At 71.0% G+C, this 25,301-nt stretch carries 20 protein-coding genes and 2 pseudogenes; 11 read left to right on the forward strand and 11 right to left on the reverse strand.

Features of this window, described 5'->3' with window-relative positions; all coding sequences use genetic code 11:
* Window positions 1-4: 4 nt before the first annotated feature.
* Window positions 5-325 (reverse strand): zinc ribbon domain-containing protein, encoded by a 321-nt coding sequence (locus ACGFNU_RS35385; RefSeq protein ID WP_392600892.1) that lies wholly within the window; start codon window positions 323-325, stop codon window positions 5-7.
* 86 nt (window positions 326-411) lie between these two features.
* On the opposite strand from ACGFNU_RS35385, the gene ACGFNU_RS35390 reads away from it, so the two are divergent.
* Window positions 412-1,119, forward strand: coding sequence for a cache domain-containing protein (locus ACGFNU_RS35390; protein ID WP_392600894.1), 708 nt, complete (start codon window positions 412-414; stop codon window positions 1,117-1,119).
* Between the two features lie 5 nt (window positions 1,120-1,124).
* On the opposite strand, the gene ACGFNU_RS35395 is transcribed toward ACGFNU_RS35390, so the two are convergent.
* Complete coding sequence (locus ACGFNU_RS35395; RefSeq protein ID WP_392600895.1) at window positions 1,125-2,024, reverse strand: zinc-binding dehydrogenase; 900 nt, start codon at window positions 2,022-2,024, stop codon at window positions 1,125-1,127.
* A 98-nt stretch (window positions 2,025-2,122) separates the two neighbouring features.
* Between ACGFNU_RS35395 and ACGFNU_RS35400 the strand changes: the two genes are divergently transcribed.
* Window positions 2,123-2,503 (forward strand): winged helix-turn-helix transcriptional regulator, encoded by a 381-nt coding sequence (locus tag ACGFNU_RS35400; protein ID WP_392600897.1) that lies wholly within the window; start codon window positions 2,123-2,125, stop codon window positions 2,501-2,503.
* A 4-nt stretch (window positions 2,504-2,507) separates the two neighbouring features.
* Here the strand turns inward: ACGFNU_RS35400 and ACGFNU_RS35405 are convergent, their stop codons facing one another.
* A complete protein-coding gene (locus tag ACGFNU_RS35405) occupies window positions 2,508-4,811 on the reverse strand; it encodes an FtsX-like permease family protein (protein ID WP_392600899.1) in 2,304 nt (767 codons plus the stop codon).
* Window positions 4,808-5,479, reverse strand: a complete 672-nt coding sequence (locus ACGFNU_RS35410) for an ABC transporter ATP-binding protein (protein ID WP_392600901.1) — start codon at window positions 5,477-5,479, stop codon at window positions 4,808-4,810. The genes ACGFNU_RS35405 and ACGFNU_RS35410 overlap by 4 nt, the downstream gene beginning before the upstream one ends.
* A 138-nt stretch (window positions 5,480-5,617) precedes the next feature.
* On the opposite strand from ACGFNU_RS35410, the gene ACGFNU_RS35415 reads away from it, so the two are divergent.
* The 4 genes from ACGFNU_RS35415 (at window position 5,618) to ACGFNU_RS35430 (ending at window position 9,149) form a co-directional block, all read left to right on the forward strand.
* On the forward strand, window positions 5,618-6,460 hold the full coding sequence (locus ACGFNU_RS35415; protein ID WP_392600903.1) for a sensor histidine kinase: 843 nt from the start codon (window positions 5,618-5,620) through the stop codon (window positions 6,458-6,460).
* A gap of 210 nt (window positions 6,461-6,670) precedes the next feature.
* Window positions 6,671-7,330 carry a response regulator gene (locus ACGFNU_RS35420; RefSeq protein WP_392600905.1) on the forward strand — a complete coding sequence of 220 codons (660 nt, stop codon included), beginning with the start codon at window positions 6,671-6,673 and terminating at the stop codon, window positions 7,328-7,330.
* Between the two features lie 92 nt (window positions 7,331-7,422).
* Window positions 7,423-8,445, forward strand: a complete 1,023-nt coding sequence (locus tag ACGFNU_RS35425; RefSeq protein ID WP_392600907.1) for a permease — start codon at window positions 7,423-7,425, stop codon at window positions 8,443-8,445.
* Window positions 8,442-9,149 carry a TIGR03943 family putative permease subunit gene (locus ACGFNU_RS35430; protein WP_392600909.1) on the forward strand — a complete coding sequence of 236 codons (708 nt, stop codon included), beginning with the start codon at window positions 8,442-8,444 and terminating at the stop codon, window positions 9,147-9,149. The genes ACGFNU_RS35425 and ACGFNU_RS35430 overlap by 4 nt, the downstream gene beginning before the upstream one ends.
* Before the next feature lie 18 nt (window positions 9,150-9,167).
* Here ACGFNU_RS35430 and ACGFNU_RS35435 read toward each other — a convergent pair whose 3' ends face one another.
* A complete protein-coding gene (locus ACGFNU_RS35435) occupies window positions 9,168-10,769 on the reverse strand; it encodes an FtsW/RodA/SpoVE family cell cycle protein (protein WP_392600911.1) in 1,602 nt (533 codons plus the stop codon).
* Window positions 10,770-11,071: 302 nt separating this feature from the next.
* Here ACGFNU_RS35435 and ACGFNU_RS35440 point away from each other — a divergent pair, with 302 nt between their 5' ends.
* From ACGFNU_RS35440 to ACGFNU_RS35455, 4 genes and pseudogenes are all read left to right on the forward strand, one after another.
* Entirely contained in the window at window positions 11,072-13,216 is a 2,145-nt protein-coding gene (locus ACGFNU_RS35440; protein WP_392600913.1) for an ATP-binding protein, read from the forward strand.
* A 66-nt stretch (window positions 13,217-13,282) separates the two neighbouring features.
* Entirely contained in the window at window positions 13,283-14,638 is a 1,356-nt protein-coding gene (locus ACGFNU_RS35445) for an FAD-dependent oxidoreductase (RefSeq protein ID WP_392600915.1), read from the forward strand.
* Between the two features lie 60 nt (window positions 14,639-14,698).
* A pseudogene (locus ACGFNU_RS35450) lies at window positions 14,699-15,559 on the forward strand (helix-turn-helix domain-containing protein); the annotation flags it as partial.
* Between the two features lie 177 nt (window positions 15,560-15,736).
* A pseudogene (locus ACGFNU_RS35455) lies at window positions 15,737-16,324 on the forward strand (PP2C family protein-serine/threonine phosphatase); the annotation flags it as partial.
* A 67-nt stretch (window positions 16,325-16,391) separates the two neighbouring features.
* Here the strand turns inward: ACGFNU_RS35455 and ACGFNU_RS35460 are convergent.
* Window positions 16,392-18,923 carry a glycoside hydrolase family 9 protein gene (locus tag ACGFNU_RS35460; protein ID WP_392600917.1) on the reverse strand — a complete coding sequence of 844 codons (2,532 nt, stop codon included), beginning with the start codon at window positions 18,921-18,923 and terminating at the stop codon, window positions 16,392-16,394.
* A gap of 219 nt (window positions 18,924-19,142) precedes the next feature.
* On the opposite strand from ACGFNU_RS35460, the gene ACGFNU_RS35465 reads away from it, so the two are divergent.
* A complete protein-coding gene (locus ACGFNU_RS35465) occupies window positions 19,143-19,991 on the forward strand; it encodes an SDR family oxidoreductase (RefSeq protein WP_392600919.1) in 849 nt (282 codons plus the stop codon).
* Window positions 19,992-19,994: 3 nt separating this feature from the next.
* Here ACGFNU_RS35465 and ACGFNU_RS35470 read toward each other — a convergent pair whose 3' ends face one another.
* The 5 genes from ACGFNU_RS35470 to ACGFNU_RS35490 form a co-directional block, all read right to left on the reverse strand.
* The gene (locus ACGFNU_RS35470; RefSeq protein WP_392600921.1) at window positions 19,995-20,948 is read right to left on the reverse strand and encodes a helix-turn-helix transcriptional regulator; all 954 of its coding nucleotides are present in this window, start codon (window positions 20,946-20,948) and stop codon (window positions 19,995-19,997) included.
* Window positions 20,949-21,039: 91 nt separating this feature from the next.
* Complete coding sequence (locus ACGFNU_RS35475) at window positions 21,040-22,233, reverse strand: hypothetical protein (protein WP_392600923.1); 1,194 nt, start codon at window positions 22,231-22,233, stop codon at window positions 21,040-21,042.
* A gap of 28 nt (window positions 22,234-22,261) precedes the next feature.
* Window positions 22,262-23,737 (reverse strand): PhoX family protein, encoded by a 1,476-nt coding sequence (locus tag ACGFNU_RS35480; protein ID WP_392600925.1) that lies wholly within the window; start codon window positions 23,735-23,737, stop codon window positions 22,262-22,264.
* 205 nt (window positions 23,738-23,942) lie between these two features.
* Window positions 23,943-24,575 (reverse strand): cutinase family protein, encoded by a 633-nt coding sequence (locus ACGFNU_RS35485; protein ID WP_392600927.1) that lies wholly within the window; start codon window positions 24,573-24,575, stop codon window positions 23,943-23,945.
* Window positions 24,576-24,829: 254 nt separating this feature from the next.
* Window positions 24,830-25,144, reverse strand: a complete 315-nt coding sequence (locus ACGFNU_RS35490) for a hypothetical protein (RefSeq protein ID WP_392600929.1) — start codon at window positions 25,142-25,144, stop codon at window positions 24,830-24,832.
* Between the last annotated feature and the right edge of the window lie 157 nt (window positions 25,145-25,301).

Genomic DNA, 25,301 nt, shown 5'->3' on the forward strand with positions numbered 1-25,301 from the left:
TCTCTCAGCAGAGGAGGGCAGGTTGAGGTTCGCGGTTCGTTCGTCCCGGCGATCCGGGGCGTCCCCGCGCAGCGACCGCCCGTCCGGCGGCCGTTCCGCACGCGAGCGTGCGGATGTTGATCGCGGCGTTCACATCAGCGTGCCCGCTGAAAGTGCAGGACCGGCACCGGAAGACCGCTTGGCTCTCACGCGCCCTCCGATCCCCGGCCCCACACCGCGAACACGTCTGACTCGTGTACGCCGCCCGTACCTTGACCACCCGCCCAGGTGCCTTGTGCTCCAGCCCGGCCACCACCGACAAAACCCTGAGACCACCATGCAGCATCGCGCCGCGTCTCCTCCTCGCCCGGAAGAACGGGCCATCCACGCTTAAGGTGTTCGGTGAGGCCCGACGTCGACCGTGGAGCAGCCATGGAAGCGATCACGTATGCCCCGGTGGAAGCCCTGGTCCGGGAGACGTTCGACGGCCTGGACACGCTCCGGTCACTGATCGTCGACGTCCACCGCCGGGCCGTGACCGAGGGCCGCGCCCCGACCACCTCGGACCTGGCGTCCATCCGCCCCACGGTGCTCGAGCACCTGGCGAGCCGGCGCCTGTGCGCGGGCACCGGCGTGATCGCGGCGCCCGGAACGCTGGCCGACCAGCCGAGATGGCTCGAATGGTGGCGCCGGCCCACCACGGCCGGCGACCTGTGCCCCCTCGCGGTCGACCTCGACCCGGACAGCATCGGCAGCTACGAGTACCCGCTGGCGCCATGGTTCGACGTCCCCTACCGCACCGGCCGCCGCGCCGTCGTCGGCCCGTACGTCGACTACGCGGGCACCGACGAGTACATCCTCACGTTCTCCGCCCCGATCACGTGCGACGAGGGCTTCTTCGGCGTCGCGGCGGCCGACATCCGCGCGACCGACTTCGAACGCCTGATGCTCCCCCTCCTCAACACCGAGGGCCCGGCCACCCTCCTGATCAACTCGACGGGCCGCGTCCTGGCCTCGAACACCCCCGCCACCATCGTGGGCTCGATCATCCGCCCCGACGGCCGTCCCCGCCGCGAACTCCCGCACGGCCCCCACTGGGCCGACTACGTGGGCCTCCCGTGGTTCCTCGTCCGTACCTGACCCGCTCACGGCACCAGCAGCCACCGGCCGCGCTGGCCGCCGCCGGCGACCTTGCCGTAGGCCGTCGCGGCCTCGGTCAGCGGTACCCGGCCGGCCACCCGTAGCTCCAGGACGCCGGAGGCGGCGAGGCCGAGCAACTCGGCGAGCCTGGCACCGTCGGGCTCGACACTCACGATGCCGATCTCGATGCCCCGCTCCGGCGTGGCGGGAAACTCCGCGGGTACTCCAGCGAACGCGCCGCCGTCGCGGATGGAGACCAGGGCGGCCGCGTGCAGCACGGCTCCGTCGACGACGGCGTCGAACGACGGTCCGGGCAGCTTCGTGACGAGCTCACGAGCCCCGGCTCTCAGCACGAAGTCGCGGTCGGACTCGCGTGCCAGTCCGGTCACGTTCCAGCCGGCGTGGGCGGCCAGCGCGACGGCGTAGCCGCCGACGGCGCCGGCGGCTCCGGTGACCAGCAGGGTGCGCCCGTCGGCCGGGCCGAGCCGGTCCAGCAGCTGTGCCGCGGTCAAGGCGTTGAGCGGGAGGGACGCCGCGTCGACCGGGTCGAGACCGCGGGGCAGCAGCGCGGCGGCCGCAGCCGGCACGACGGTCTCCTCGGCATGCGCGCGGACCGGTGCCGTGAGGTCGCCATGCAGGGCGGCGACCGGGTCCCCGACCGAGAAGCCGGTGACCTGGGCGCCGCCGACCTCAGCGACCACACCGGTGAGGGACAGGCCGAGACCGACCGTGCCGGTGAGCCCGAAGATCGCCCGAGCCGGTCCGCCGGCGACGAGGGTGTCGATGAGATCGACTGAGGCGGCCGTCACCCGGACGCGGAGGTCGCCGGGCCCCAGCGGGGGCGGCGCCACCTCTTCGAGGGTGACAGCGGAATTGTCGGCCTTGGATACGAGCGCGAGCGGCATGGCATTCCTTCTGATATGTGGACTGCACCACCATCGGTGACTTACTCTCCTTTCGGAAGTAGGCACTTTGAAGTGGCGACGGCACCCCGAGGTATGCCATGGACGTGACCGGGTCGGCGCGGTTCGACGCGTTCGCCGTCTCCTGCCCCAGCAGGCGGCTGCTCGACACGATCGGCAACAAGTGGGTGAGCCTCGTGGTCGTGGCGCTGGGCCTGGAGGGTCCGATGCGCTACTCCGAGCTCGCCGCGCGGATCGACGGGGTGAGCCAGAAGATGCTGACCCAGACGTTGCGGGGCCTCGAACGAGACGGACTGCTGACCCGCACGGTCACCCCATCGGTCCCCGTCCGCGTCGACTACGAACTCACGCCGCTGGGCCTGTCCCTGCTCGACACCATCCGCCACCTCAAGGAGTGGGCCGAAACGCACATGCCCGAGGTGGACAGAGCGCGCGAGAAATACGACGAGAGAAGCACCTGACCTCTCATTCGCTGCGGAGGGCGGTGGCGGTTTTGAGGCTGCCGGCCCAGCCTGCGGGGATCATGGCGCCGAAGGCGCCGATGGCCGCGCCGGCTGAGATCAGGACCGCTGTTGCGAGCGGGCCGTATACCTGGAGGTAGGCGTCGGGGAGGTGGACGCCCGCGCCTCCGGCGGTGATCGGCATGACGATGCGGTGGGCCAGCCAGCCCAGGGGGAGGCCGATCAGGCCGCCGAGCAGGCCCAGGGCCACCATCGAGGTGACCACCATGGCCACGATCTGCTTGGGGGTCGAGCCCAGGGACTTGATGATGCCGAAGTCGCGGATGCGGTCGCGGGTGTTGAGCACCACGGTGTTGAAGACGCCCAGGGCCGCGACGATCGTCAGGCCGGCGGTGAGCAGGGCGATGAGCCCCGTCACGACCAGCGGGATGCCCTGGTCGCCGGACTCGATGGCGAGCCGGCCGCCGAGCGCCCGCGTCAGACCGTCGACGTAGGTGCCGAGATCCACGTCCCGCACCTTGATCTCGAAGTAGCTCACCCGGAGGCCGGGTTCGAGTGTCGCCAGCGTTCCCCAGCCGGTGATGATCTGATCGTCCTCGCCGACCGCCTCGCCGACGATCCGCAGCGTCGCCTTGCGGTCGCCGGACTCGGCCGTCACGGTGTCGCCGATCTTTTTTCCCGACTTGCTGAGGAACGCGCTGGGCACCACGGCCTCGTCGCCCCCGCGTAGCCATCGGCCGCTGACCAGGTCGTAGCCGTGCCGGGACAGGCCGTCCTGGTAGGCCTTGAGGTTCGTGGGGCCGCTGACGCCGGCCATCCGCACGGCCACGAGCGAGCCGGAGACCACCTTCCCGGTGCCCGGGAGCGCCTTGATCGCGGCCAAGGCCCGATCACCGGTGAGCGCGGGCTCCCTTTCGCCGGGGGGGATGGGTCCGTCTTCCGGAGTGGTGTTGACGCCCACCGACATGACGTCCGCCCGGCCTTCACCCAGTTGGTAGGCGTGAAGCGTCCACAGCAGGCCGCAGGCGAAGGTCACCGCCGCGACCCCGAACGCGATCCCGGCCAGGGTGAGCGCGCTCCGGCCGGGCCGCGCGAACGGCAGGCCCAGGCCGAGGCTGACCGGGCGCGGCAGCGCGGACCTGGACAGGACGCGCTGGATCCGCAGGGCCCTGCCCCGGCGCGGCGCGGCCCCGGCGCTGATCGCCTGGGCGGCGGACAGCCGGCCGGCGCGCAGGGCGGGCGCCAGGGCGGTGATCGCGACCACGGCGAGCACTCCGAGGAAGGCCGTCACGTCCACCCAGAGGGCGAAGCCGTCGGGTGCGGGCAGGTCGAGCGACTCGCCCAGGCTTGTCATGATCAGCTTGGCGAGCAGGTTCCCGGCGACCACCCCGAGCGTGCAGCCGGCCAGTCCGGGCGCCGCGATCATCACGACGTAGGCCGCGGTGACCTGCGCCGGGGTGAACCCGAGGGTCTTCAGCACCCCGATGTGACGGAAGCCGGAGACGACCGCGCCGCTCACCACGTTCCCGATGATCAGCATCGCGGCGAGCAGCCCGAGCACGCCGAAGGTCATCAGGAAGGGGACCGTCGTCCTGGCGTTGTCCGTCGCGTCGGCCCGGGCCACCTGGTAGGACCGGCTGCCCGTCACCGCGTCCCGCGGCAGGCCCGAGGTGACGGCGGCGGCCCCGGTCGAGGAGTCGGCGAACCGGTACAGCATCTGGTAGCCCGCCGGCCGGAGGGCGGCGATCTGGGCCGGGTCGACCCAGGCGTCCGCGGTGTCGGTCACCGAGCGGGCCATGCCGACGACGGTGAGGGTCAGGCCGCCCGTGACCTTGATGGTGGAGCCGACGGCGCCGCAGTCGCCGCCGAGGCAGTGCACACGGGGATCCTTCCTGATCACGATCTCGCCGGGCCTGGCGTGCCAGCGGCCCTCGGTCAGGACGAGCCGGTCGACGGGACCGTCCTGCCCGGCCCGGCCGACCACGGTGAGCGGGCCGGGCGGCAGGCTCCTGACCTGCGCGTCGTTCAGGACCGCGGTGGCGAAGGGGCCGGCCGCGGCGGTGACGCCGGGACGGCGCGCGGTGGCGCTCAGCTGCTCCGCCGTGACCTTCCCGGCGTCGTACGACACGGTCAGATGCGCTCCCCGCACCCGGTCGAAGGCCTGGTCGAACGGTCTGTCCACGGTCGCGAGGATGCCGGTGGCGAGCACGACCGTGGCCGTGCAGACCAGCACGACCACGCCGATGATCAGTGTCTGGAGCTTGCGCCGTCCGGCCGCCGCGGCGGCCACCCGCCAGGTCGCCCTCATCGCACGGCCTCGGTGACGCGGCCGTCCTCGAACTCGATGACGCGGTCGGCGCAGCGGGCCGCCAGGCGCTGGTCGTGGGTGACCATCAGCAGTGTCTGGCCGATCTGGTTGAGGTCCTGCAGGAGATCCATCACCTGCTCGCCGGAGCGGCGGTCCAGGGCCCCGGTGGGCTCGTCGGCGAGCAGCAGCGCGGGACGGTTCATCAGCGCGCGGGCGACGCCGACCCGCTGCCGCTCACCCCCGCTCAGCACGGCGGGATAGGCGTTGCGGCGATCGGCGATGTCGAGTTCCTCCAGCAGGTCCATGGCCCTGGCCCGGGCCTGCTTGCGGGGGGTTCCGATCAGCTGCGCGGAGAGGAGCACGTTCTCCAGGACGGGCAGGTCGTCGAGCAGGTAGAAGAACTGGAACACCATGCCGATCCTGCGGCGGCGGAACTTCGCCAGCGCCGCCTCGTTCAGCCTGGACAGGTCCTCGCCCTGGACGACGATCGATCCCGAGGTGGGCCGGTCCAGGCCCGCCACCATGTTCAGCAGGGTCGACTTGCCGCTGCCGGAAGGCCCCATCACCGCGACGGCCTCGCCCTGCCCGATGTCCAGGGTGACGCCGGCCAGCGCGGCCGTCTCCCCGTACTCCTTGCGGACGTCTGTGAGCTGTACCAGATGTTCCATGCCGCGACGCTAGTTCTCCGCGCGCCGCCGGGACATCGGGCTCCGGATGTAATGCGGGCGGGCGGTCATCCGCGGGATGTACGGGAGTCGCCCGCTGGGTGGAGGCACTCCGCCCGCGCCTGCGGCCAGAATGGACGGATGCTGATACGCCTGGCCTGGCTTCTCGCGGTCTCAGGCGCCTCGGTGTCCCTCGCCGTCGTGGGCGGCACGCTGCCGCTGCCCGCCTGGACGGTCCCTTGGATCCTCGCGGCGATCCTCGCCCCGGCGTGGTTCGCGGCCAGGATCCGCCGGACGCGCGACCGGGAGCTGGGCGAACGTACCTGGCTGCTGGAGAAGGAACGCGAGACGGCCGCCAGGCTCGCCGTCGAAGGCGAGCGGACCAGGGTCGCGCGGGAGCTCCACGACATCGTGAGCCACAGCGTCAGCGTGATGCTCATCCAGGCCGGGGCCGCGCGCCACGCCGTGGAGGAGGGCGAGACCGCCGACGCGCTCGCCGCCGTCGAGAAGACCGGGCGGGACGCGATGACCGAGCTCAGGCATCTGCTGGGAGTGCTCGCCCCCGACGCCGAGGGCCAGGACGCGCTGGCCCCGCAGCCCGGACTGTCCAGGCTCGGCACGCTGGTGGACCGGATCGCCTTCGCCGGGCTCCCGGTCGACGTCGCGATCCACGGGGAGCCCAGGCCGCTGCCCAACGGGATCGACGTCACCGCGTACCGGGTCGTGCAGGAGGCGCTCACCAACGCGCTCAAGCACGCCCCGGGCTCCCGGGCCGAGGTCATGGTCGGGTACGGCACGCGGAACCTGCGGCTGGAGATCCTCAACACCGCGTCCCCGTCCGGTGCGCAGCCGCGGGCCCGGGACGGCCGCGGCCTGGTCGGCCTCCGCGAGCGCGTCGCCCTGTACGGCGGCGACCTGGACGCGCGGCGCCGGTTCGGCGGCGGCTACCGGGTCCGGGTCCGGATCCCGCTGGAGCGCCCATGACGTGTTCATCGCCGCGCCTTCGGCGCGGTGGGTCATGGCGCTTTGTCGCCTGGTCTTCCCTCGTCGGTCGTTCCTCCCTCCTCAGTCCAGACCAGGCGGCGCCATGACGTGTTCGTTGCCGCGCCTTCGGCGCGGTGGGTCATGGCGCTTTGTCGCCTGGTCTTCCCTCGTCGGTCGTTCCTCCCTCCTCAGTCCAGACCAGGCGGCGCCATGACCCGGGTGATGATCGTCGACGACCAGACGCTGGTGCGGTCCGGGTTCCGGATGATCCTCACCAGGGGCGGCATCGAGGTCGTCGGCGAGGCCGCGGACGGGGCCGAGGCCGTCGCGCTGGCCCGGCGGCTCGGCCCGGACGTCGTGCTGATGGACGTCCGGATGCCGGAGATGGACGGGCTGGAGGCCACCCGCAGGATCCTGGCGGCCGACCCGTCCTGCCGGGTGCTCATGCTGACCACGTTCGACCTGGACAAGTACGTCTACGCGGCGCTGTCCGCCGGGGCCAGCGGATTTCTGCTGAAGGACGTCACGGCCGAGCACCTCATCGCCTCGGTGCGGCTGGTCGCGACCGGGGACGCGCTGCTGGCCCCGTCGATCACCCGCCGGCTGGTGGAACGCTTCGCCCGCGCCGACCCGAACCCCGAGGTCCACCACGACCTCGCCGCGCTCACCCCTCGCGAGCTCGAGGTCCTGCGGCTCCTCGGACGAGGGATGTCCAACACCGAGCTGGCGAGAGAGCTGCACCTCAGCGAGGCCACCGTGAAGACCCACGTGGCCAGGATCTTCGCCAAGCTGAACCTGCGGGACCGGGCCCAGGCCGTCGTCGTGGCCTACGAGACCGGCCTTGTCGCTCCCAGAGGCACGGGAGACTAGCCGGAGGCGATCGGTCGTGCCGCCATGTGATCCATGCGCGGCTCCTCGTGCGTACACCCCGTTGAACGCGTTGACGGTTGAGGAGTCGTGGAGTGACCACCGCTGAAGCGGGCCCGCCCCGGGTCGATCGCCGCCGGGGTGGCGACGCGAGCGGCGATCCCAAGGGCCGCCGGTTCGACTCGCCCGTCGGCCTGGCCATGGTGCTGCTGCTGGTGGTCGCGGCGCAGGGGCCGATCCGCCGGGAGTTGTCGGCGCCGGTGATGCAGAGCTGGATGACCGTGTTCGTCGCCGTGGTCGTCCAGGCCCTGCCCTTCCTCGTTCTCGGCGTGCTGCTGTCGGCGGTCATCGCGGTGTTCGTCCCGACCTCGTTCTTCGCAAAGGCGCTGCCGAGACGGCCCGCCTTGGCGGTGCCGGCGGCGGGGATGGCGGGGGTGGTGCTACCTGGTTGTGAGTGCGCCTCCGTTCCGGTGGCCGGGGCGCTGGTGCGCCGGGGCGTCACCCCCGCGGCGGCGCTGGCGTTCCTGCTGTCCGCTCCGGCGATCAATCCGATCGTGCTGACCGCCACCGCCGTCGCGTTCCCGGGGGAGCCGCGGATGGTGCTCGCCCGGTTCGTGGCGAGCCTGCTGGTGGCGTGCGTGATGGGCTGGCTGTGGCAGCGGCTGGGACGCGCCGATTGGCTGCGCCCATCGGCCCGCCCGTCGTTCGACGGGCTGGGCAAGGGCGCGGCGTTCTGGGGATCGGTGCGGCATGACGTGATGCACGCCGGCGGTTTCCTCGCCGTCGGCGCGATGGCCGCGGCCACCCTGCGGGCCGTGGTGCCGGCGAGCTGGCTGCACACCGCGGCCGGCGACCCGGTGGTGTCGGTCCTCACCCTGGCGATCCTGGCGGTGCTGCTGTCGATCTGCTCCGAGGCCGACGCGTTCGTGGCCGCGTCGCTGTCGGAGTTCTCCCTCACCGCCCGGCTGGCGTTCCTCGTCGTCGGGCCGATGATCGACCTGAAACTGTTCGCCATGCAGGCCGGCACGTTCGGCCGCGGCTTCGCGCTGCGGTTCGCCCCCGCCACCTTCATCCTGGCCGTCCTGGTGTCGGCCCTGGCCGGGAAGGTTCTGCTGTGAACCGGCAAGCGCAGGCGATCGTCCTGTTCCTCATCGGGGTGGCGGTGCTGCATGCGGGCTTCACCGACATCTACCTGCGTTACGTCAAGGCCGGGCTGCGCCCGCTGCTGCTCATGGCCGGCATCGCCCTGATCGTCACGGCCGTCGCCACCGTCTGGTACGAATGGCGACGCTCTCGCGAGCCCCGTGACGACCGGCCTGATCACCACCACGAGCCACGAATCTCCTGGCTTCTGGTGCTGCCCTTCATGGCGCTCATCCTGGTCGCCCCTCCCGCGCTCGGCTCCTACAGCGCCGACCGCACCGGCACGGCCCTGCGATCGCCTCCGGGTTTCACCGAACTCCCCGCCGGTGACCCCCTCCAGCTCAGCGTCATCGACTACGCCGGCCGAGCGGTCTACGACCACGGACGTTCGCTCGGCGATCGGCGCGTCAGAATCACCGGCTTCGTCACCCTCGACCGCGGCGGGGCGTCCTACCTCACCCGCATGACCCTCAACTGCTGCGCGGCCGACGCCCAGCCCATCAAGGTCGGCATGGCCGGACGGGTCCCGCCCGTCCTGCAGCCCGACGCCTGGCTCGAAGTCGTGGGCACCTACACCGGCCGGCAGACGAGAGACCCCATCAACAGCGGCGTCATCCCGTTCATCGACATCACCCAGGCGAAACCCGTCCAGGCTCCGGCCGACCCGTACGAAGACTGAGGCCCCTCGCCCACGCCGTCAGGCATCGGGGGTTTGCCTCGTGCTCACGATCTGGGTCATGCCCTCGTCCTGGATCGCCTGCGGGGCGGGTTTGCGAGCGTCATTGCTCATCCGGACCAGGATGGCGATCAGGATCCAGTTCGCCATCAGCGAGGAGCCGCCCTGCGACAGGAACGGTGTCGTCAGGCCCGTGAGCGGGATGAGCCTGGTGACGCCTCCGACGATGACGAACACCTGGAGCGCCAGGACGAGCGACACGCCGCCCGCGAACAGTTTCAGGAACGGATCTCGTGCCGTGATGGCGGTCTTGATCCCGCGTTGCGTGATTAACGCGTATATCAGGAGCACCGCCATCAACCCGGTGAGCCCGAGTTCCTCCCCGAGCGAGTCGAAGATGAAGTCGCTGAAGGACAGGGGAGTGCGCCAGGGTTCGCCCTGGCCGAGGCCCGTGCCCAGTACCCCGCCCTGGCCGAGCGAGAACAGGCCCTTCATCAGCTGCGCGCTGTCGGAGTACTCGCCCTTCAGTTGCTTGCAGGCGCGGGGCCCCGCGCCGAGCGTCCTGCCGGAACGGGCGGCCTCCTGCTTGAAGAGGTCGGTGTCGGGGTTGACCGGCACGACCTTGCCGTTGACCAGGCAGCCGCCGTCGAAGTACGGGCCGGGGTCGCGCCAGATGTCGATCCGCTGGTTGACGTGTTCCATGCCGGGCAGCAGCGTGGCGAGGAAGATGCCCGCGGCCAGCAGGCCGACGCCGATCATGACCCAGGAGACCCGCTGGGTGGCGATGTAGAGCATCGACACGAACAGGCCGAAGTACAGCAGCGCGGTGCCGAGGTCCTTCTGGACGAACAGCACGCCCAGCGCGAAGATCCAGATCACCATGATCGGGCCGAGGTCGCGGCCGCGCGGCACGCTCAAGCGCCCGATCTTTCTGCCGATCAGCGACATCGCCTGCCGCTTGTTGACCAGATAGCCGGCGAAGAAGACGACCAGCATCAGCTTGGCGAACTCGCCCGGCTGCACCGAGACGTTGCCGATCCGGATCCACACCCGGGCGCCGTTGATCGATCTGCCGATGACCGGCGCGATCGGCAGCAGCAGCAGGATGATCGCGCCGAGACCGAACAGGTAGGTGTAGCGCTGCGCGATCTTGGGAGTGAACGACAGCCGGGCGTCCTCGTCGTCGGTGTCCCGCATGATGAACACGGCCGCGACGAAGAGGGCAATCCCGACGAACGTCCACATCAGCTGGTCGGACGCCTCGGCGGCGTCCTTGGCCGCCTCGCCGGTGCTCAGCGCCGCCTGCTTGTCCTTGCTGGTGTCCAGGTCCAGCCGGTAGATCATCGCCAGGCCGACCCCGTTCAGCGCCACCGCCAGCGGCAGCAGCAACGGGTCGGCGTACGGGGCGAATCTGGCCTGCGCCACGTAGGCGATCAGGGCGAACACGACCAGCCCGCCGCCGTAGAGCGGCAGGCCGAGCGGGAGCCGCCCGTCGCGCGCCAGCCCGACCTCGGCGAAGCCCGCGAGGGTCAGCGCCATCGCGAAGATGAGCAAGGTCAGCGACGCGGCGTTGCGTCTCTCGAACGGCAGTTGCGCCCTGATCTGCTCCCCGATGTTGTTCACCGACGACCGTCCTCCCCGAGGCCCCCGTAGCATTCTGCGCCGCCCGCCGGCCTGCCCCGAAGAATTGCCCGAAATAGGCCTAGATCACCCGTAAGGGGACATGGTCGCGCTCGCGGTTGGGCCCGCGCCGCGCGGCCCGCCGGCGATTCCGGATGTAGATGTGGACATACCGAAAGGCCACACTTAATTAGCCCGAACTCCTCTAAGCCGCCGAATACGCTAAGTTCACGAGATCGTTGAATACGAGTGCGGCGCCGGAGGCCTCGCACTGTCATGGCCGCTGGCGGGGAGTTGAGGCGATCGTGGCCGAGTTCGCTGTGCGCCGGAGGGGCAACCTGGCCCTCCGGCCGACCGCTCTTGTCGGCCGGCGGGCCGAGCTGACCGAGCTCCGGCGGCTGTGCCGGCCGGGGCGCATGGTGACGGTGACGGGCGTCGGCGGCGTCGGCAAGACACGGCTGGCCCTGGAGGCCGCGCGGGAGATCCAGGACGACTTCCCCGACGGCGTCTGGGTGGTCGACCTGTCCGCCCTGCGGGACGCCGCGCTGGTGGGCCACGCGATCGCCCGCACGCTGCGGGTCGTCGACCAGACCGCGCGCCCGCAGCTCGACGTCCTGGCCGATCATCTGGCCGGCCGGCGGCTGCTGCTGGTGCTCGACACGTGCGAGCACCTCCGGGAGACCGCCGCCGGGGTGGCCGAGGTGCTGCTCGCGGCCGCTCCCGGGCTGTGCGTTCTGGCCACCAGCCGGCAGGCTCTCGGCCTCGGCCGCGAGCAGGTGCTCCCGGTCGCTCCGCTGGCCACGGCGGACCCCGGGACGGCTCCCTTCGACACGGCCGCCCGGCCCCCGGCGTTCGACCTGTTCGAGCAGCGCGCCGCGACCGTCCTGGGCGGCTTCGAGCTCGACGCGCGAAACTGGCACACCGTGGCACGCCTGTGCCGGCGCTTGGAAGGGCTCCCGCTGGCGTTGGAGCTCGCCGCCGGGCAACTGCGGCATCTTCCCCTGGACGACCTGCTGGAACGGCTGGACGACCGGTTCCAGGTGCTGGTCGACGAGGACATGGCGACCACCCCCGCCGACACGTCCCGCCACGACGCGCTGCGTACGACCGTCGGCTGGAGCCACGAACTCTGCACGCGGCAGGAGCGGCTGCTGTGGGCCCGGCTGTCGGTGTTCGCCGGCGACTTCACCCCGGAGACCGCCGCGCACGTCTGCAGCGACAGCGTGCTGCTGGTGGGCGACGTGACCACGACCCTGGCGAGGCTGGCCGACAAGTCGATCCTGACGCGCACCGAGGACGAATCGGGCACCCGCTACCGGCTGCTGGACACCCTGCGCGAGTACGGCGCGGAATGGCTCCGCGAACTGGGCGAGAAGGACGACCTGCGGCGCCGACACCGCGACTGGTGCCTGGAGCTGGTCGAACGGCGCGCGCGGGAATGGTTCGGCCCCGGGCAGGCGGAGATCTTCCAGCACCTGCGCAGCGTCCACGCCGACCTGAGCGCCGCGCTCGAATACTGCCTCACCACTCCGGGCCAGGCGCAGACCGGGCTGCGCATGGCCGGCGCGATGTTCTTCTACTGGGTGGGCTGCGGCTTCCTCGACGAGGGACGCACCTGGCTGGACCGGGCGCTCGCGCTCGACCCCGAGCCCACCCCGGCACGGGCCGCGGCGCTCTGGATCAACGGCTACATCGCCATCAAGCAGGGCGACACCGACAGGGCCTCCGCGCTACTGGAGGCGAGCCAGGCCCAGGCGCAGCGGACCGGCGACCGGGTGGCGCTGGCGAACGCCATCCACCGGCTGGGCTGCGTCGCCCTGGTGACCGACGACCACGCTCGGGCCGCCGTGCTGTTCAAGGACGCGCTCGCCCGGTACGAGTCCCTCGGCGAGCTGAACACCACCGTGATCATGGCCCGGGTCGAGTTCGCCATGACGAACGCGTTCCAGGGCGACCTGCCGTTCGCCGTCGAGCTGTGCGAGAGCGTCCGCGCCATCTGCGAGGAGCACGGCGAGGGGTGGGTCAAGGCCTACGCGCTCTACGTCCTGGCCTTCGCGCGCTGGACCGAGGGCCGGACCGAGGAGGCGACCGCCCTCGCGCGGGAGAGCCTGACGCTCAGCCGCACCTTCCACGACCTGGTGTGCGCGGTCCTGGCCATCGAGCTGCTCGCCCTCTTCCAGACGGCCGGCGGCAGTGCCGAGGACGCCTCGGCGCTGCAGGGCGCGGCCAAGCGGATCTGGCGGACCGTCGGGCTCCCGCTCTTCGGCTCCGCGTACTTCAACGCCCCGCACATCCAGGGCGAGGCGCTCGCCCGCCGGTCACTGGGCGACGCGGCCTACGACCAGTTCTTCGAGGACGGCACGCACCTCGATCTCGATCAGGCGGTCGCCTTCGCCATGGGCGCCCGCACCGGTCACGTGCCGTCCCCCGACAGCTCCCACCACCGTTGACACCCATGGAACGAGCGTTCCGCACCCGCCCGGACTGTGAGGGAGCACCGTGAACGAGGGAGCACTGTGAACGAGTCCCGCGAGCATGCCATCGTCATCGGCGGAAGCATGGCCGGGCTGCTGGCGGCCAGGGTTCTGGGCGACCACTTCGACCGCGTCACGGTGGTCGAGCGGGACAGGTTCCCGGACGCGGCCGCCTTCCGGCCGGGCCTCGGCCAGGCCCGGCACCTGCACGTGCTCTGGAGCCGCGGCCTGGAGATCGCCGAGCAGCTGTTCCCGGGCCTCGAGGACGAGCTGCGCACCGCCGGCGTGCCCGACATCCGGGTCCCCGCCGACCTGCTGTGGCTGACGCCGGCGGGATGGCGCCGCCGGTTCGAGTCGACCCGCCTGCTGACGTTCAGCCGCGACCTGCTCGACTGGACCATCCGGTCCCGGCTGGCCAAGAACGGCGACCTCCAGGTGCTCGACGGCAAGGAGGCCATCGGCCTGGTCGCCGACAACGGGACCGTCACCGGGCTCAGGGTGCGCGAGCGCGGGACCACCGAACCGGGCGAGCCGCTGACCGCCGATCTGATCATCGACGCCACCGGGCGGAGCTCGAAGACTCCCGAATGGCTGGAGGATCTCGGCTACCCCGCCCCCCGGCGAACCCTGATCGATCCTCAGCTGGGGTACGCGAGCCGCAACTATGCGATCCCGGCGGGGTTCGACCCCGGCTGGAAGGCGCTCTATCTCCAGGCCAGGGCCCCGGGCACGCGCACCGGGGCGCTGTTCCCCCAGGAAGGGGGACGCTGGATCGTCAGCCTGTTCGGGTGCGGACGCGACTTCCCGCCCACCGACGAGGACGGCTTCCTGGAGTTCGCCAAGAGCCTGCGCAGCCCGCTGCTCTACGAGGCGATCCGCGAGGCCGAGCCGCTCACGCCGATCGTCAGCTACCGGCGCACCTCCAACGTCCGCCATCACTACGAGCGGATGTCGCGCTGGCCGGAGCGCTTCATGACCATGGGCGACTCGCTGTGCGCCTTCAACCCGCTCTACGGCCAGGGGATGAGCGTCGCGGCCAAGTCCGCGCTGACGCTGGACGCGTGCCTGCGCGACGCGGGCGACCTCGACGGGCTGGCACGGCGCTTCCACCGGCGCGTGGTCAAGAACGCCGCGGGCCCCTGGCTGGTGGCCACCGGCGAGGATCTCCGCTACGACACCACGCAGGGCGCGTCGGCCGGGCTCCAGACCCGGATCCTCAACCGTTACGTCGACCGCGTCCAGGCCCTCGCCAACGTCGACCAGCGCGTGTGCGACCGGCTCATCAGCGTGCTGTCGCTGCACGCGCAACCCCAGTCACTGTTCATGCCGGACGTGCTCTGGCGCGCCGCCACCATGCGCGCCCGGCAGCCCGCCGGCCCCGACGCGCTCTCGCCTTGAGCGGGGGTGCCGGCCGATGAGGGAAAGTGATGCCGCCGCACGTGCCCGGGGAGGTGGGAGATGACCGTTGAACGGCCCGGTTCGGGCTCGACGGTGCTCCGCATGCTCCTCGGGGCACAGCTGCGCCGGCTGCGCGAGGCCGCCGGGCTGACGCGCCAGCAGGCCGGCTACACCATCCGGTCGTCCGAGTCGAAGATCAGCCGGCTGGAGCTGGGCCGCGTCAGCTTCAAGGAGCGCGACGTGGCCGACCTGCTCACGCTCTACGCCGTCACCGACGAGGGACAGCGGGAACTGCTGCTGAGGTGGGCGCGCGAGGCCAACACGCCCGGCTGGTGGCACAGCTACAACGACGTGCTGCCCAGCTGGTTCCAGAACTACCTGGGCCTGGAGGAATCGGCGTCCCTCATCCGGACGTACGAGATCCAGTTCATTCCCGGGCTGCTGCAGACCCCCGAGTACGCCCGCGCGATCATCGAGCTCGGGAAGCCCGGCGCCACCGCCGCGGAGCTGGACCACCGGGTCGAGCTGCGGCTGCAGCGCCAGGAGCGGCTCGCCGGTCCCGGGGTGCCGCTGCTGTGGGCCGTCATCGACGAGGCGGCGCTGCGCCGCCCGATCGGCGGTCCCGAGGTGATGCGCGGCCAGATCGAGCACCTCATCGCCCTGTGCCGCAGGCCCCGCACCACGATCCAGGTGATGCCGTTCCGCTCGGGAGGCCACCGCGCGGAGGCCGGCGCGTTCACCATCCTGCGCTTTCCCGAAGGCGACGTGCCCGACGTGGTCTACCTGGAGAACCTCACCGGCGCGCTGTATCTGGACAGGTCCGACGAGGTCGACCGCTACCTCAGGGTGATGGAGCAGCTGTGCGTGCAGAGCACGACACCGGAGTCCACCCCTGACACCCTCCTGGAGATCCTCCGCGAGGACTACGGCACGAAGCCGGTCGCGGCGGCGCCCGGCCCTCGAACCGAGGCGCCCGACCCCCGGGGCACTGAGGCCGGCCCTCGGGCGGCCCGCACCGAGGTCCGCCGGCTCCTGCCGACGGCCCAGGCCGAGGGCGACTTTCACGCGGTCGTGCCGACGCCTTACGGGACCCGGATCCTGGTCGGCGACGTCCTCGGGGCGGCGGGGCCGGACGGAGAGACGGCGTCCGGCGTGCTCGAGGCGTTCCGGCAGCTGGCGGTCCACGAGCGGACCCTGTCGGGAGTGGCCGAGCGGATGAACGCGGCGCTCGCCCCGAAGGCGAAGGCCGAGGAGTTCGTCACCGCCGTCCTGATCGCGCTCCACGAGGAGGACGAGCGCGCCGAGGTGGTGTGCTGCGGGAACCCTCCACCCCTTCTGCTGCGTGAGAACGGGGCGTTCCCCGTCGAGTCCCTGCCGGAATACCCGCCGCTGAGCCTGCTCGACCTCACCGGGCACTGGTGCGAGACGACCACCGTTCCATTCCATCCCGGCGACCGGCTCCTGCTGTGCACTCACGGCGCGAGCGAGGCGGGCGGCAAGCGGGGGTATCCGCTCACGGAACGGATCTCCGCCCTGAAGGCGGACGAGCCCGCGGCGATACTGGACGGCATCCAGAGCGACCTGCTCAGGCACGCCGGTGACAACGTCCCGCTCCAGACGACGTTCCTGCTGGCGCACCTCGATCGCGTCCCCGCCCGCACCACCACGGGCCAGGCCCGCACATGACCGGCTGATACCGGAACCCGCCGGTGTGGGGTTTTCGGCAGAGGCCCCACACCGGCGGGCGATGGTGTCAGGAGGTGCAGGCCGCGCCGTTCAGGGTGAAAAGGTCGGGCACCGGGTTGGCGCCGGGGGCGCTCGTCCCGTTGAACCCGAGGGTCACCGTCTTTCCGGGAGCGATCTTCTTGTTCCACGAGAGGTTCTTCGCCGTCACGGTCGCACCCACCTGGGACAGATCCGCGTTCCAGCCGTGGCCGGCTTTCTGACCGCCGAGGAAGGACCAGCGCAGTGACCAGCCGTCGACTGCCTTGGTGCCGGTGTTCTTCACCGTGATCTGGGCGGTGAATCCGTCCCGCCAAGAGCCGTGCACGGTGTAGGCGACCTCGCAGCGGCCCGCCGTGGGGGCGGTGCCGTCACCCTGGTCGGCGATGAACGCCGACGCCCAGGCCAGCGGCGCGTTCCAGTTGATGGTCAGCTCGTTGGTCGACCACGACTCGATGTCGTCGATGTAGCAGAACTGCGGCTTGCAGTCTCGGAGCTTCGCCTGGGCGATGGGATCCTGGATGCCGGAGTTCGGGCCGCCGGACAGGGTCCCGGCCGGTGGGTTGGGCAGGTCGGCGTCGAGCTGGTGGGCGTACCAGCGGCTGTGCTGGTTGTGCGAGTTCACCTCGCCGTAGCCCGTCACGTAGGACATGTTGAGGGCGTTGCGGCCGAACAGGTAGTCGGCACCTTGCAGCACGCCGTCGCGGTACTTCGCCGCACCCGAGATGTCATAGGCGGCGCCCAGCACGACCATGTTGTTGGCCACCTGGCTGTTGGAGCCCCATTCGTAGGTCGAGGGGTTGTACGGCGAGCCGTAGGCGAAGCCGGCGATGATGCCCAGGTACTTGTCGGCGCCGTCCAGCACCGACTGTCGCACCGCGTCGCGACCGGGCAGGGCGTTGGGAACGGTCGCCAGGTCGAGCCGGCCGAGGGCGGCCACCGAACCCCAGTTGAAGCCGCGCTCGTTGAAGACGTCGTCGGTGTGCGTGGACGAGGTGAGCACACTCTCCTTGAACTCCGTTTCTCCGGTGGAGATGTAGAGCTCGGCGGCGGCCCAGTAGAACTCGTCGGTGACGTTGTCGTCGGAGTAGGTGCCCCCGCCGGTGCCGTCGTTGGGCGAGGCGTACACGGCGGGGTTGGCCTTCGCGGCCTTCCAGGCCTTGCGCGCCGCGGCGAGGTTCTTGGCCGCGAACGCCGCGTCGTACGGGGCGAACACCCGGGCGGCCTGCGCGGCGGTGGCCGCGAGGTTCAGCGTGGCGGCCGTGGAGACCGGATGCAGCTCGCGCTTCTGCGGGTCGAGGTGGGGCAGGAGCGGGAGGCCGGTCCAGTTCTCGTCGTGGATCTTGTGATGGGCCATCCCGTCCGGCCGTTGCATCTTGAGCAGGAACTCCTGTTCCCAGCGCGCCTCGTTCAGGATGTCGGGAACGTGGTCGGCGCTCTCGGGGATCGCCAGGGCGGGTGCCGGCTTGGCGGTGGCGGCGTTCTTTGTCCGCTCGAACTCGCTCATCAGCTGGGCCACGGAGATGCCGCCGTTGACGACGTACTTGCCGTGGTCGCCGGCGTCGTACCATCCGCCGGAGACGTCCAAGGAGTAGTCACAGACGCCGGGCTGGCACGGCACGTTCGTGTCGCCCTGGTTGGGGCCGACCCCGACATGGCCGGCGGGCCTGGCGTACCCGGGCCGCAGCGCGCCGTCGATGGCCGTGCCGCTCCGCTGGGGATAGAAGAACTTCAGCGCGTCGGCCTTCAGCGCCGTGTACGCCGAGGCGGAGATGTCGAACGGGCGGCTGGTCTCGCCGTCGGCGGTCAGCGTCAGGCCGCTCCCGGCTCGGCGGTACGAGCCGAAGTCGATGGTGTGCACGTTCTGCCCGGACGTGGCGTCCACGCCGCGCGGGGTCGTGGTTCCTTCGCGGACGACGGAGTCGCCGTCCTTGAGCGTCCACGGCAGCGGGGTCGTCGAGTCGGTGACCAGGGTGGCGTTCTTCGGACCCTTCGGCAGGTAGGCGACCTGGTTCACGCGCACGCGCGGGCCGGTGTCGGGTTCGTAGACGTCCGGCTTCGCGCCGCCCTTGAGGGAGACGTCGTCCATGCAGAACCGCCACGCGGTCGCACTGCCGCCGAGTTGGAAGGCGACCTGCGCGTTCGGGATGTCCACCGGCGAGGTGAACGTGTAGCGGTAGGTGTTGCCCGAGACGCTGAGCTCCGGGGTGGCGGACAGGTACTGGGTCCAGGGGTCCACCGGGAGCTGGATCAGCGCTTTGGCCACCTTCCCCGGGGAGGCGGTCGCGAAGAAGCTGAACGCGTAGGTCTCGTCCTTCTTCAGCGGGATGCCGTCGAGCCCGATGATGGCGTCCCAGGGCTGGGCCGTCCCGGCGGGCACGTCGGAGCAGAGCCGCCCACTGGAGATGTCGAAGCCCAGGTTGCCGGTGTGCCACCACGGGTCGGCGGTGGTGTCGAAGGTGCCGTTGCCGATCTGTTCCGGCCCCTCGGCCCGGGCCGTCCCCGGGATGACGATCGTTCCTGCGAGGAGGGCGATCGCGAACACGCTCAGTCGTCTGCTCACTGGACTCCTGCTCTCCGGATCCGAGGGTTGGGAGCGCTCCCATATGCGTCGCGGGCCTCCGATGGTTCCCCGCATCCCGCCGCGCGTCAACGAGTCGGTGGCGCCGCCCGCCTTCTTTCATGACGCGGATCCATCGCGGAAGGGATCCTGCCGCGATCGCTGCCACGGTGGGGGCTCAGGGCGCTCGTCGCGTCTTCATCAGCCATTACGGAGGACCTCATGACCATTCTCGTGACCGGAGCGACCGGCGCCATCGGACGTCTCGTCGTCGAGCAGCTCGTCGACCGGCAGGTGCCCGTCCGTGCTCTGTCGCGTTCGCCCCACAAGGCGGCCCTGCCCGCGGCGGTGGACGTCGTGGCCGGTGACCTGGCCGACCCCGGCTCGCTGACCGGCCCGCTGTTCGACCAGGTGAGCGGCGTGTTCGTGTTCCCCGCCGAGACCGGCGTCGAAGCGCTGGCCGAACGTGCCGCCCGGGCAGGAGCCGACCACCTGGTCGTGCTGTCCTCGTTGGCCGCCGCCGGCGAACATGCCCGTGATCTCCGCTCACCCAGTTACGCGCACCATCGGGCCGTGGAAGAGTCCGTCAGCGCCAGCGGGATCCCCGCGACGGTCCTACGGCCTGGTCCCTTCGCCAACAACCTTCTCGCCTGGTCCCACGCGATCCGTTCCGGCGACACCGTTCAGGGCCCGTACGCCAAGTCCGCGCAAGCTCCCATCCACGAGGCCGACATAGCGGCGGTCGCCGTCGAGGCGCTGACCACCGACACGTACCGCGGAGCCACCCTGCACCTGACCGGGCCTGAAGCGCTGACCCGCGCGGAGCAACTGCGGACCATCGGCAACGCCCTCGGCCGCACGCTGACCTACCAGGAGATCTCGCCCGGGGAATTCCGGTCGGCCATGAGCCGGTTCATGCCCGAGCCGATCATCACGATGCTGCTCGACCACTGGTCCGACACCGTCGACCGGCCCGACACCGCCCTGAACACCGTCCAGGACGTCACCGGCCGCCCCGCCCGGACCCTCGCCCAATGGGCGGCCGACCACGCCGCCGACTTCGGCGGCTGACCGTCAAGCGTCGCGGACGGCCGCCCGGCACCGGTCCGACAGCCTCCGCAACGCTTCGATCAGCTCTGGCGGCCCGCCGACCTCGTAGTCCGCGTCGAGCATCGCGATGTGGGCGGCGAGCAGGTGCGGGGTGTCCGCACCGGCGTGCACCAGGCAGGTCCGGTCGTCGAGCGGCTCGACGACGACGGCTTCGGGCAGCCTTGGGACGATCCGGCTCGCGGGGGCGTGCACGGTCACGCGGGCGCGGTGCCGGAAGAGCGCGGTGTCCAACCCGCGTTCGACGAACGCCGCCACGTCCTGGGGCGGTCTCCGAGGGGTGAAACGGGGGCCGGTGGGGGACCGCAGCCGCATCCGGTCGACGCGGAACGTTCGCCAGTCCGCCCGGTCGCTGTCCCAAGCGAGGAGGTACCAGCGGCGCCGGGTGTGGACCAGGCGGTGGGGTTCGGCACAGCGCACGCCGCCCGTTCCCTCATGGGTGCGGTAGTCGAAGCGGATCCGCCGCCGGTCGCGGCAGGCGGCGGCGATGGCGGCGAGGGCCTCGGGCTCGACGCCGGGTCCGCCGGCCGGCGGCACGACCGTGTAGGCGTGCAGGGCGTCGACGCGTTCGCGCACGCGGGAGGGCAGCAGCGGATCGAGCTTGGCCAGGGTGCGCGCGGAGGTCTCCTCGATCCCGGCCACGGTGCCGCCCGCCGCCGTGCGCAGGCCCACCGCGACGGCCACGGCCTCGTCGTCGTCCAGCAGCAGCGGTGGCAGCGCCGCGCCCGCGCCCAGCCGGTATCCACCGGCCACACCCGGGGTGGCGTGCACCGGGTAGCCGAGGCCGCGAAGCTTGTCCACGTCGCTGCGGATCGTGCGCGTGCTGACGCCGAGCCGCTCGGCGAGCGCCGGCCCCGTCCAGTCCGAACGGGCCTGCAGCAACCCCAGCAGGCGCAGCAGACGCGCCGAAGTCTCCAGCATGACCCGAGTGTCCCAGCGATCGCGGAAGCCCTCCTTCCGCGATCGCGTACACCATGGCCGCCTGAGGCCAACCCGCTCCCGGACCGGCGCCTTATTGCGGCTCGGGCTTGCCGTGTGTGGTGGTGGCTCGTACGGCCAGGTAGACGGCGCGGACCGCCAGGGTGCGCTCGATCCTGTCGATGATCGGTGCGAAGAATCGCTTCCTGTGGTCGGTGTCGCTCATCGAGGTCACCGCGAAGTACATGCTGCCGAACCCGGCGAAGAGCGTGGCGGTGCGCAGCATCGCGACCGGCACCTCGGGCACCAGGACGGTGTGCACGGGGGCGGAGCCGATCCACTGCTCGGCGGTGTCGGGGGTGACGACGAGCAGTCCCAGGACGAGGAAGAACGCGAACAGCGCCAGGCCGACCACGGCCGCCTGTACGAGCTGGCGGGTGGCGAGCATCAGGAGCAGGTTGCGGACCTGACGTCCGTTCAGCGGGACCGCGCGCAGGGGGCCGTCGCGGGTCAGGTCCTCGATCGGCGCGTCGGCCAAGGGCGTGCGCCGGCACGCTGAGGTGAGCCGGTCTGGGCTGAGGTCCTGCTCGACCCGGCCGATCTCCTCGCGCAGCCGGGCCGCCGCGGCGAGCACGGTGATCGCTGCGAACAACCCGACGACCAGTCCGATGCGCAACCAGCTCAGGCGGTTCATGGCCTGCCACAGCTCGCCGGTGAAGAACAGGAAGAGCGTGAGGAACAGCAGCGTGGGCAGTGCCCGGCCCAGCAGCTGCGTGCTGTTGCGCATGTCGGCGAGGAAGCGGCGGAGCGCCCGGCGTACCAGCGTCACGACGCCGTAGGTGGTGGCCAGGAGCGTCGCGGCGAAGGCGGCGGCGAAGAAGATGACGAAGCCGAGCAGCCCGACCACGCCGCCTCCGGGCGGGGTGACGGTCCCGTCGACGGCCAGCTGGATCAATGGCACGGCGATCGGCATCGCCGCGTACCCCGCCAGGGTCACGGCGGTGGTCGCGCGCGAGAAGCGCAGCCGTGGGACGAGCAGGCGGATCGTCACCCGCGCGGCCACCGTCACCGCCACCACCGCGCCGAGCAGGATCCAGCGGGCCGAACCCGAGTTCTCGACCGGCACGAGCCAGGCGAGGCTGGCCAGCGCGACGAACGCCAGCGACGGCACCATCCGGGGCAGGACGTGGCTGACGAAGCCGTACCCCTCGATCATCGTGGGCGTACCCCGCCGCACGAACCAGCGTTCGGTCTGGTGGACGAGAGCCTGCGATGCGGTGGGCGGCACGGATCGATCCTGCCCTATCGACGCAGGGTCACAGGGGACCGCGGTGCCAGGGGCCGCGGATCGCGTACGTGCGGCCCGGGGGAGTGACGTCCACGGTGTTGCCGAGGTTGTTGGCGAAGAGGGTGGACCCGTCGGGGCTGAAGCAGGCGCCGGCGAACTCGCTGTCGTCGCTGATATTGACGGCGAACTCGAACGGGGCGCCGCCGGGGTCCAGGCCGATCAGCCGGTTCACGTTGGTGAGGCCGGGCGCGAGCGGATGGGTGTCGGCGTCGGCGGACGAGGCGTCGTCCTCGCACAGGACGATGCCGCCGCGGGGAGTGAACGTGAGGTTGTCGGGCGAGTCGAGCACTTTGCGGCCGGGCGACTCGTAGACGAGGACGAGGGCACCGCCGTCGCGGCGGCCGGGAACGTGGCGCCAGACCTGGCCGTAGCCCTCGCGGTAGCCGTCGGCACCGGGCGCGTCGCCGTTCTTGGCGTCGCCGCCGCTCGTGGAGTTGAAGTAGATGCTGCCGGCGCCGTACCAGCAGCCTTCGAGACGGTTGAACTTGGCGCCGCCGGCGGCCAGCCCCTGCTGGGTGCAGGTGAGCGCGCCGTTCTCCAGGTCGGGGTCGGGGTCCTCGATGCGGACCCATTCGACCGGCAGCCGGGCGCCCATGCGCTGGCCTTCGCGGGTGTCGTATCCGGGACGGTCCTTGATCTTGAGCATCTCCAGCACGCCGCCGGCCGAGAGATCGTCCGGGTCGCGGGGCCGGAACCGGTAGAAGCCGTCGGGCTTGCCCGAGTCGTCCTCGGTCTCGTAGACGTAGCCGGTCCGCGGGTCGACGGCGACGGCCTCGTGCGAGAAGCGGCCCATCGCCTTGAACGGCTGGGACGCGGCGGGCCGGCCGGGGCGCGGGCCGCGCAGCGGCACCGCGAAGATGTAGCCGTGTTTCCGCTGCCAGCCCTGGGCGGGCCCGGCGGTGGTCTCCTCGCAGGTGAGCCATCCCCGGCGGCGGTACATCATGCCGCCGGCGCAGTTGATGATGGTGCCGTTGAGGCTGACGAAGCTCCGCAGCACGCGGCCGGTGCGCGGGTCGACGTCGGTCGTGGTCGTTCCGCCGACCCCGAGCTCGTCGTAGCGCGCCGACCCGGGAACGTGGACGCGGCCGATCGGGCTGCCCGGCGGCGTGCGGACCTCGTGGTTGCGGATCAGCCGGACCGCTCCGGGCAGCGGGCTGGGGAAGGCGGCCATCCCGTCGTGCGCGATGGGCGTGGCCACGCCGTCGCTCATGGGCGTGCCGGTGAAGCCGAAGACCGTGTAGGAGAACCCGGCGGGAAGGGCCAGCAGCTCCTCGCCGGTGTTCGTGGCGCGGGTCCGGCGCAGCGGCCCGTAGCCGGCGCCTTCCTGGGCCGGACGTCCGGCCGCGGCCCAGGCGGCGTGCGAGCCCAGGGTCCGCATCGCCATGCCCGCGGCGACGGTTCCGCCTGCGGTCGCCAGGAATCCCCTGCGGTTGAGTTGCGTCATCGCGTCCGTGCCTCCCAGATTCGCCGGTTGAGACAGATGCCGATCGTGGAACGCATGTCGTTCGGTTGCCGCCAGAAAACACCGTTTTGGGTGCATTACGGCACGACACCGGCTCACTGGCAAGAGGCAACCGGCGCGGGACGCGTGCGGAAGGGGAGCGGCCCTCTTCGCCGCTCCCCTTCTTTGCCGTGCTCAGAGCTTGTGCTCAGAGCTTGCCGATGGCGAAGTCGGCGGCCTCGTTCGCGTTGCCGCCGTAGCTCAGGTGCGCTAGGACGTTGACGCCGTTTCCGCAAACAGGGTCACCGGCCGCGCAGAAGTCTTTGGCCCGGTCCCAGTAAGGGGTGCTGAGGGGAGTCGTGATCTTCTTTCCGATGAGGTGGCTCGGGTCGCCGAACACCATGACGGCGGCGATGCGGGATTGGAGCCCGGACGGAATCGTGGTGTTGGCGTCACCGAGGCTCTTCAGTCCGATCGCGTTGTCGACGACGAAGGCGCCCTGTGAGTAGCCGACGAGCACGAACTTCTGGCCGGGGCAGCTCTGGGCCTGCTGCTTGACGTGATCGACCAGGTCGATAGTGCCCTTGGAGGGGCCGCTGAGGTCGATGCCGGCCGGATACTTGACCGAGTACAGGCTCGTGGACCTGAGGGGCTGCAGCTTGCGCTTCATGGTGTTGAACACCTGGTCGCCGACGATGAGACCGGCGGTCCCGGGCTCGAACGTTCCGCGCGCGGAGACGACCTCGACGGTCGTGCATTCGGCCGCCTGCGCGCGCGTCGCCGTGGCGACCGTGAATCCGCCGATCGTCATCGCGGACGCGGTCAGAATCCGCGTACTCACTTGGTGATGATTTCTGGGCCAGGAAATGCCCATCGAGCTTTCACCTCTTCGCTTGCGGGGGCAGGAATGGAAAGCAAGCGCGAGACTATTCACCCGGAAAAAGCAAAGAACGGGACGCTCAACAAAGTTGCGCCCGGTTTTTGTCAGGCGGCTGAGTGGACCAGATCTGATGCGGCGTGGCCGGTTGATCGTGCCAGGTCAGCGGCCGAGGGCCCGGCGGGCCACTGATCGTGGTCGGCCGCCGGGCGGGACGGTCAAGCCGGCGGCTCGCCCTGGAATTTGGCGATGATCCGATCGGCGGTGTGCTCGGTCGAGGCGATCCGGCGGCGTATCCTGGCCCGTCCCGGAGAAGTGAGGGGCCGGTGCTCAGGTACGGCGATCGCGAAATCACCGGCGGCGTTCTCGGCGAGCCTGCCCAGCCGGGTGGCGGCCCAGGCGAGCTGAGCGAACAGCTGCCGCTCGGCGGATTCGGTCGGAGCGGTCAGCGCGGACGAGAACAGAGCCTCGACCTCCGCCACCTGTGCTCCGAGTGCCAGGACGTCGTGAGTCGTTTCCTCTCGGTTCCCCATCGAGCACCCTCCCCAGGAGTTACTCGTGCCCCCGCCCGTTGAGCGACGCGGTCAGTGCCATGAAATGTCGAAAAGCGTCCGCTGAGATCTTATTCAAGATCATCAGCGTGGTCGCCTCCCGGTCATCTGGATATTCGAAACACTGACGTATTCAGGT

Source organism: Spirillospora sp. NPDC048911 (genome assembly GCF_043198015.1).
Classification (GTDB): Bacteria; Actinomycetota; Actinomycetes; order Streptosporangiales; family Streptosporangiaceae; genus Spirillospora.

Bases quoted from the DNA above. Each gene is read 5' to 3' on its own strand.
- ACGFNU_RS35470 (WP_392600921.1), bottom strand. From the start codon at position 20,948: ATGCTGGAGACTTCGGCGCGTCTGCTGCGCCTGCTGGGGTTGCTGCAG.
- ACGFNU_RS35390 (WP_392600894.1), top strand. From the start codon at position 412: ATGGAAGCGATCACGTATGCCCCGGTGGAAGCCCTGGTCCGGGAGACG.
- ACGFNU_RS35490 (WP_392600929.1), bottom strand. From the start codon at position 25,144: ATGGGGAACCGAGAGGAAACGACTCACGACGTCCTGGCACTCGGAGCA.
- ACGFNU_RS35395 (WP_392600895.1), bottom strand. From the start codon at position 2,024: ATGCCGCTCGCGCTCGTATCCAAGGCCGACAATTCCGCTGTCACCCTC.
- ACGFNU_RS35465 (WP_392600919.1), top strand. From the start codon at position 19,143: ATGACCATTCTCGTGACCGGAGCGACCGGCGCCATCGGACGTCTCGTC.
- ACGFNU_RS35405 (WP_392600899.1), bottom strand. From the start codon at position 4,811: ATGAGGGCGACCTGGCGGGTGGCCGCCGCGGCGGCCGGACGGCGCAAG.
- ACGFNU_RS35385 (WP_392600892.1), bottom strand. From the start codon at position 325: ATGCTGCATGGTGGTCTCAGGGTTTTGTCGGTGGTGGCCGGGCTGGAG.
- ACGFNU_RS35420 (WP_392600905.1), top strand. From the start codon at position 6,671: ATGACCCGGGTGATGATCGTCGACGACCAGACGCTGGTGCGGTCCGGG.
- ACGFNU_RS35410 (WP_392600901.1), bottom strand. From the start codon at position 5,479: ATGGAACATCTGGTACAGCTCACAGACGTCCGCAAGGAGTACGGGGAG.
- ACGFNU_RS35480 (WP_392600925.1), bottom strand. From the start codon at position 23,737: ATGACGCAACTCAACCGCAGGGGATTCCTGGCGACCGCAGGCGGAACC.
- ACGFNU_RS35415 (WP_392600903.1), top strand. From the start codon at position 5,618: ATGCTGATACGCCTGGCCTGGCTTCTCGCGGTCTCAGGCGCCTCGGTG.
- ACGFNU_RS35400 (WP_392600897.1), top strand. From the start codon at position 2,123: ATGGACGTGACCGGGTCGGCGCGGTTCGACGCGTTCGCCGTCTCCTGC.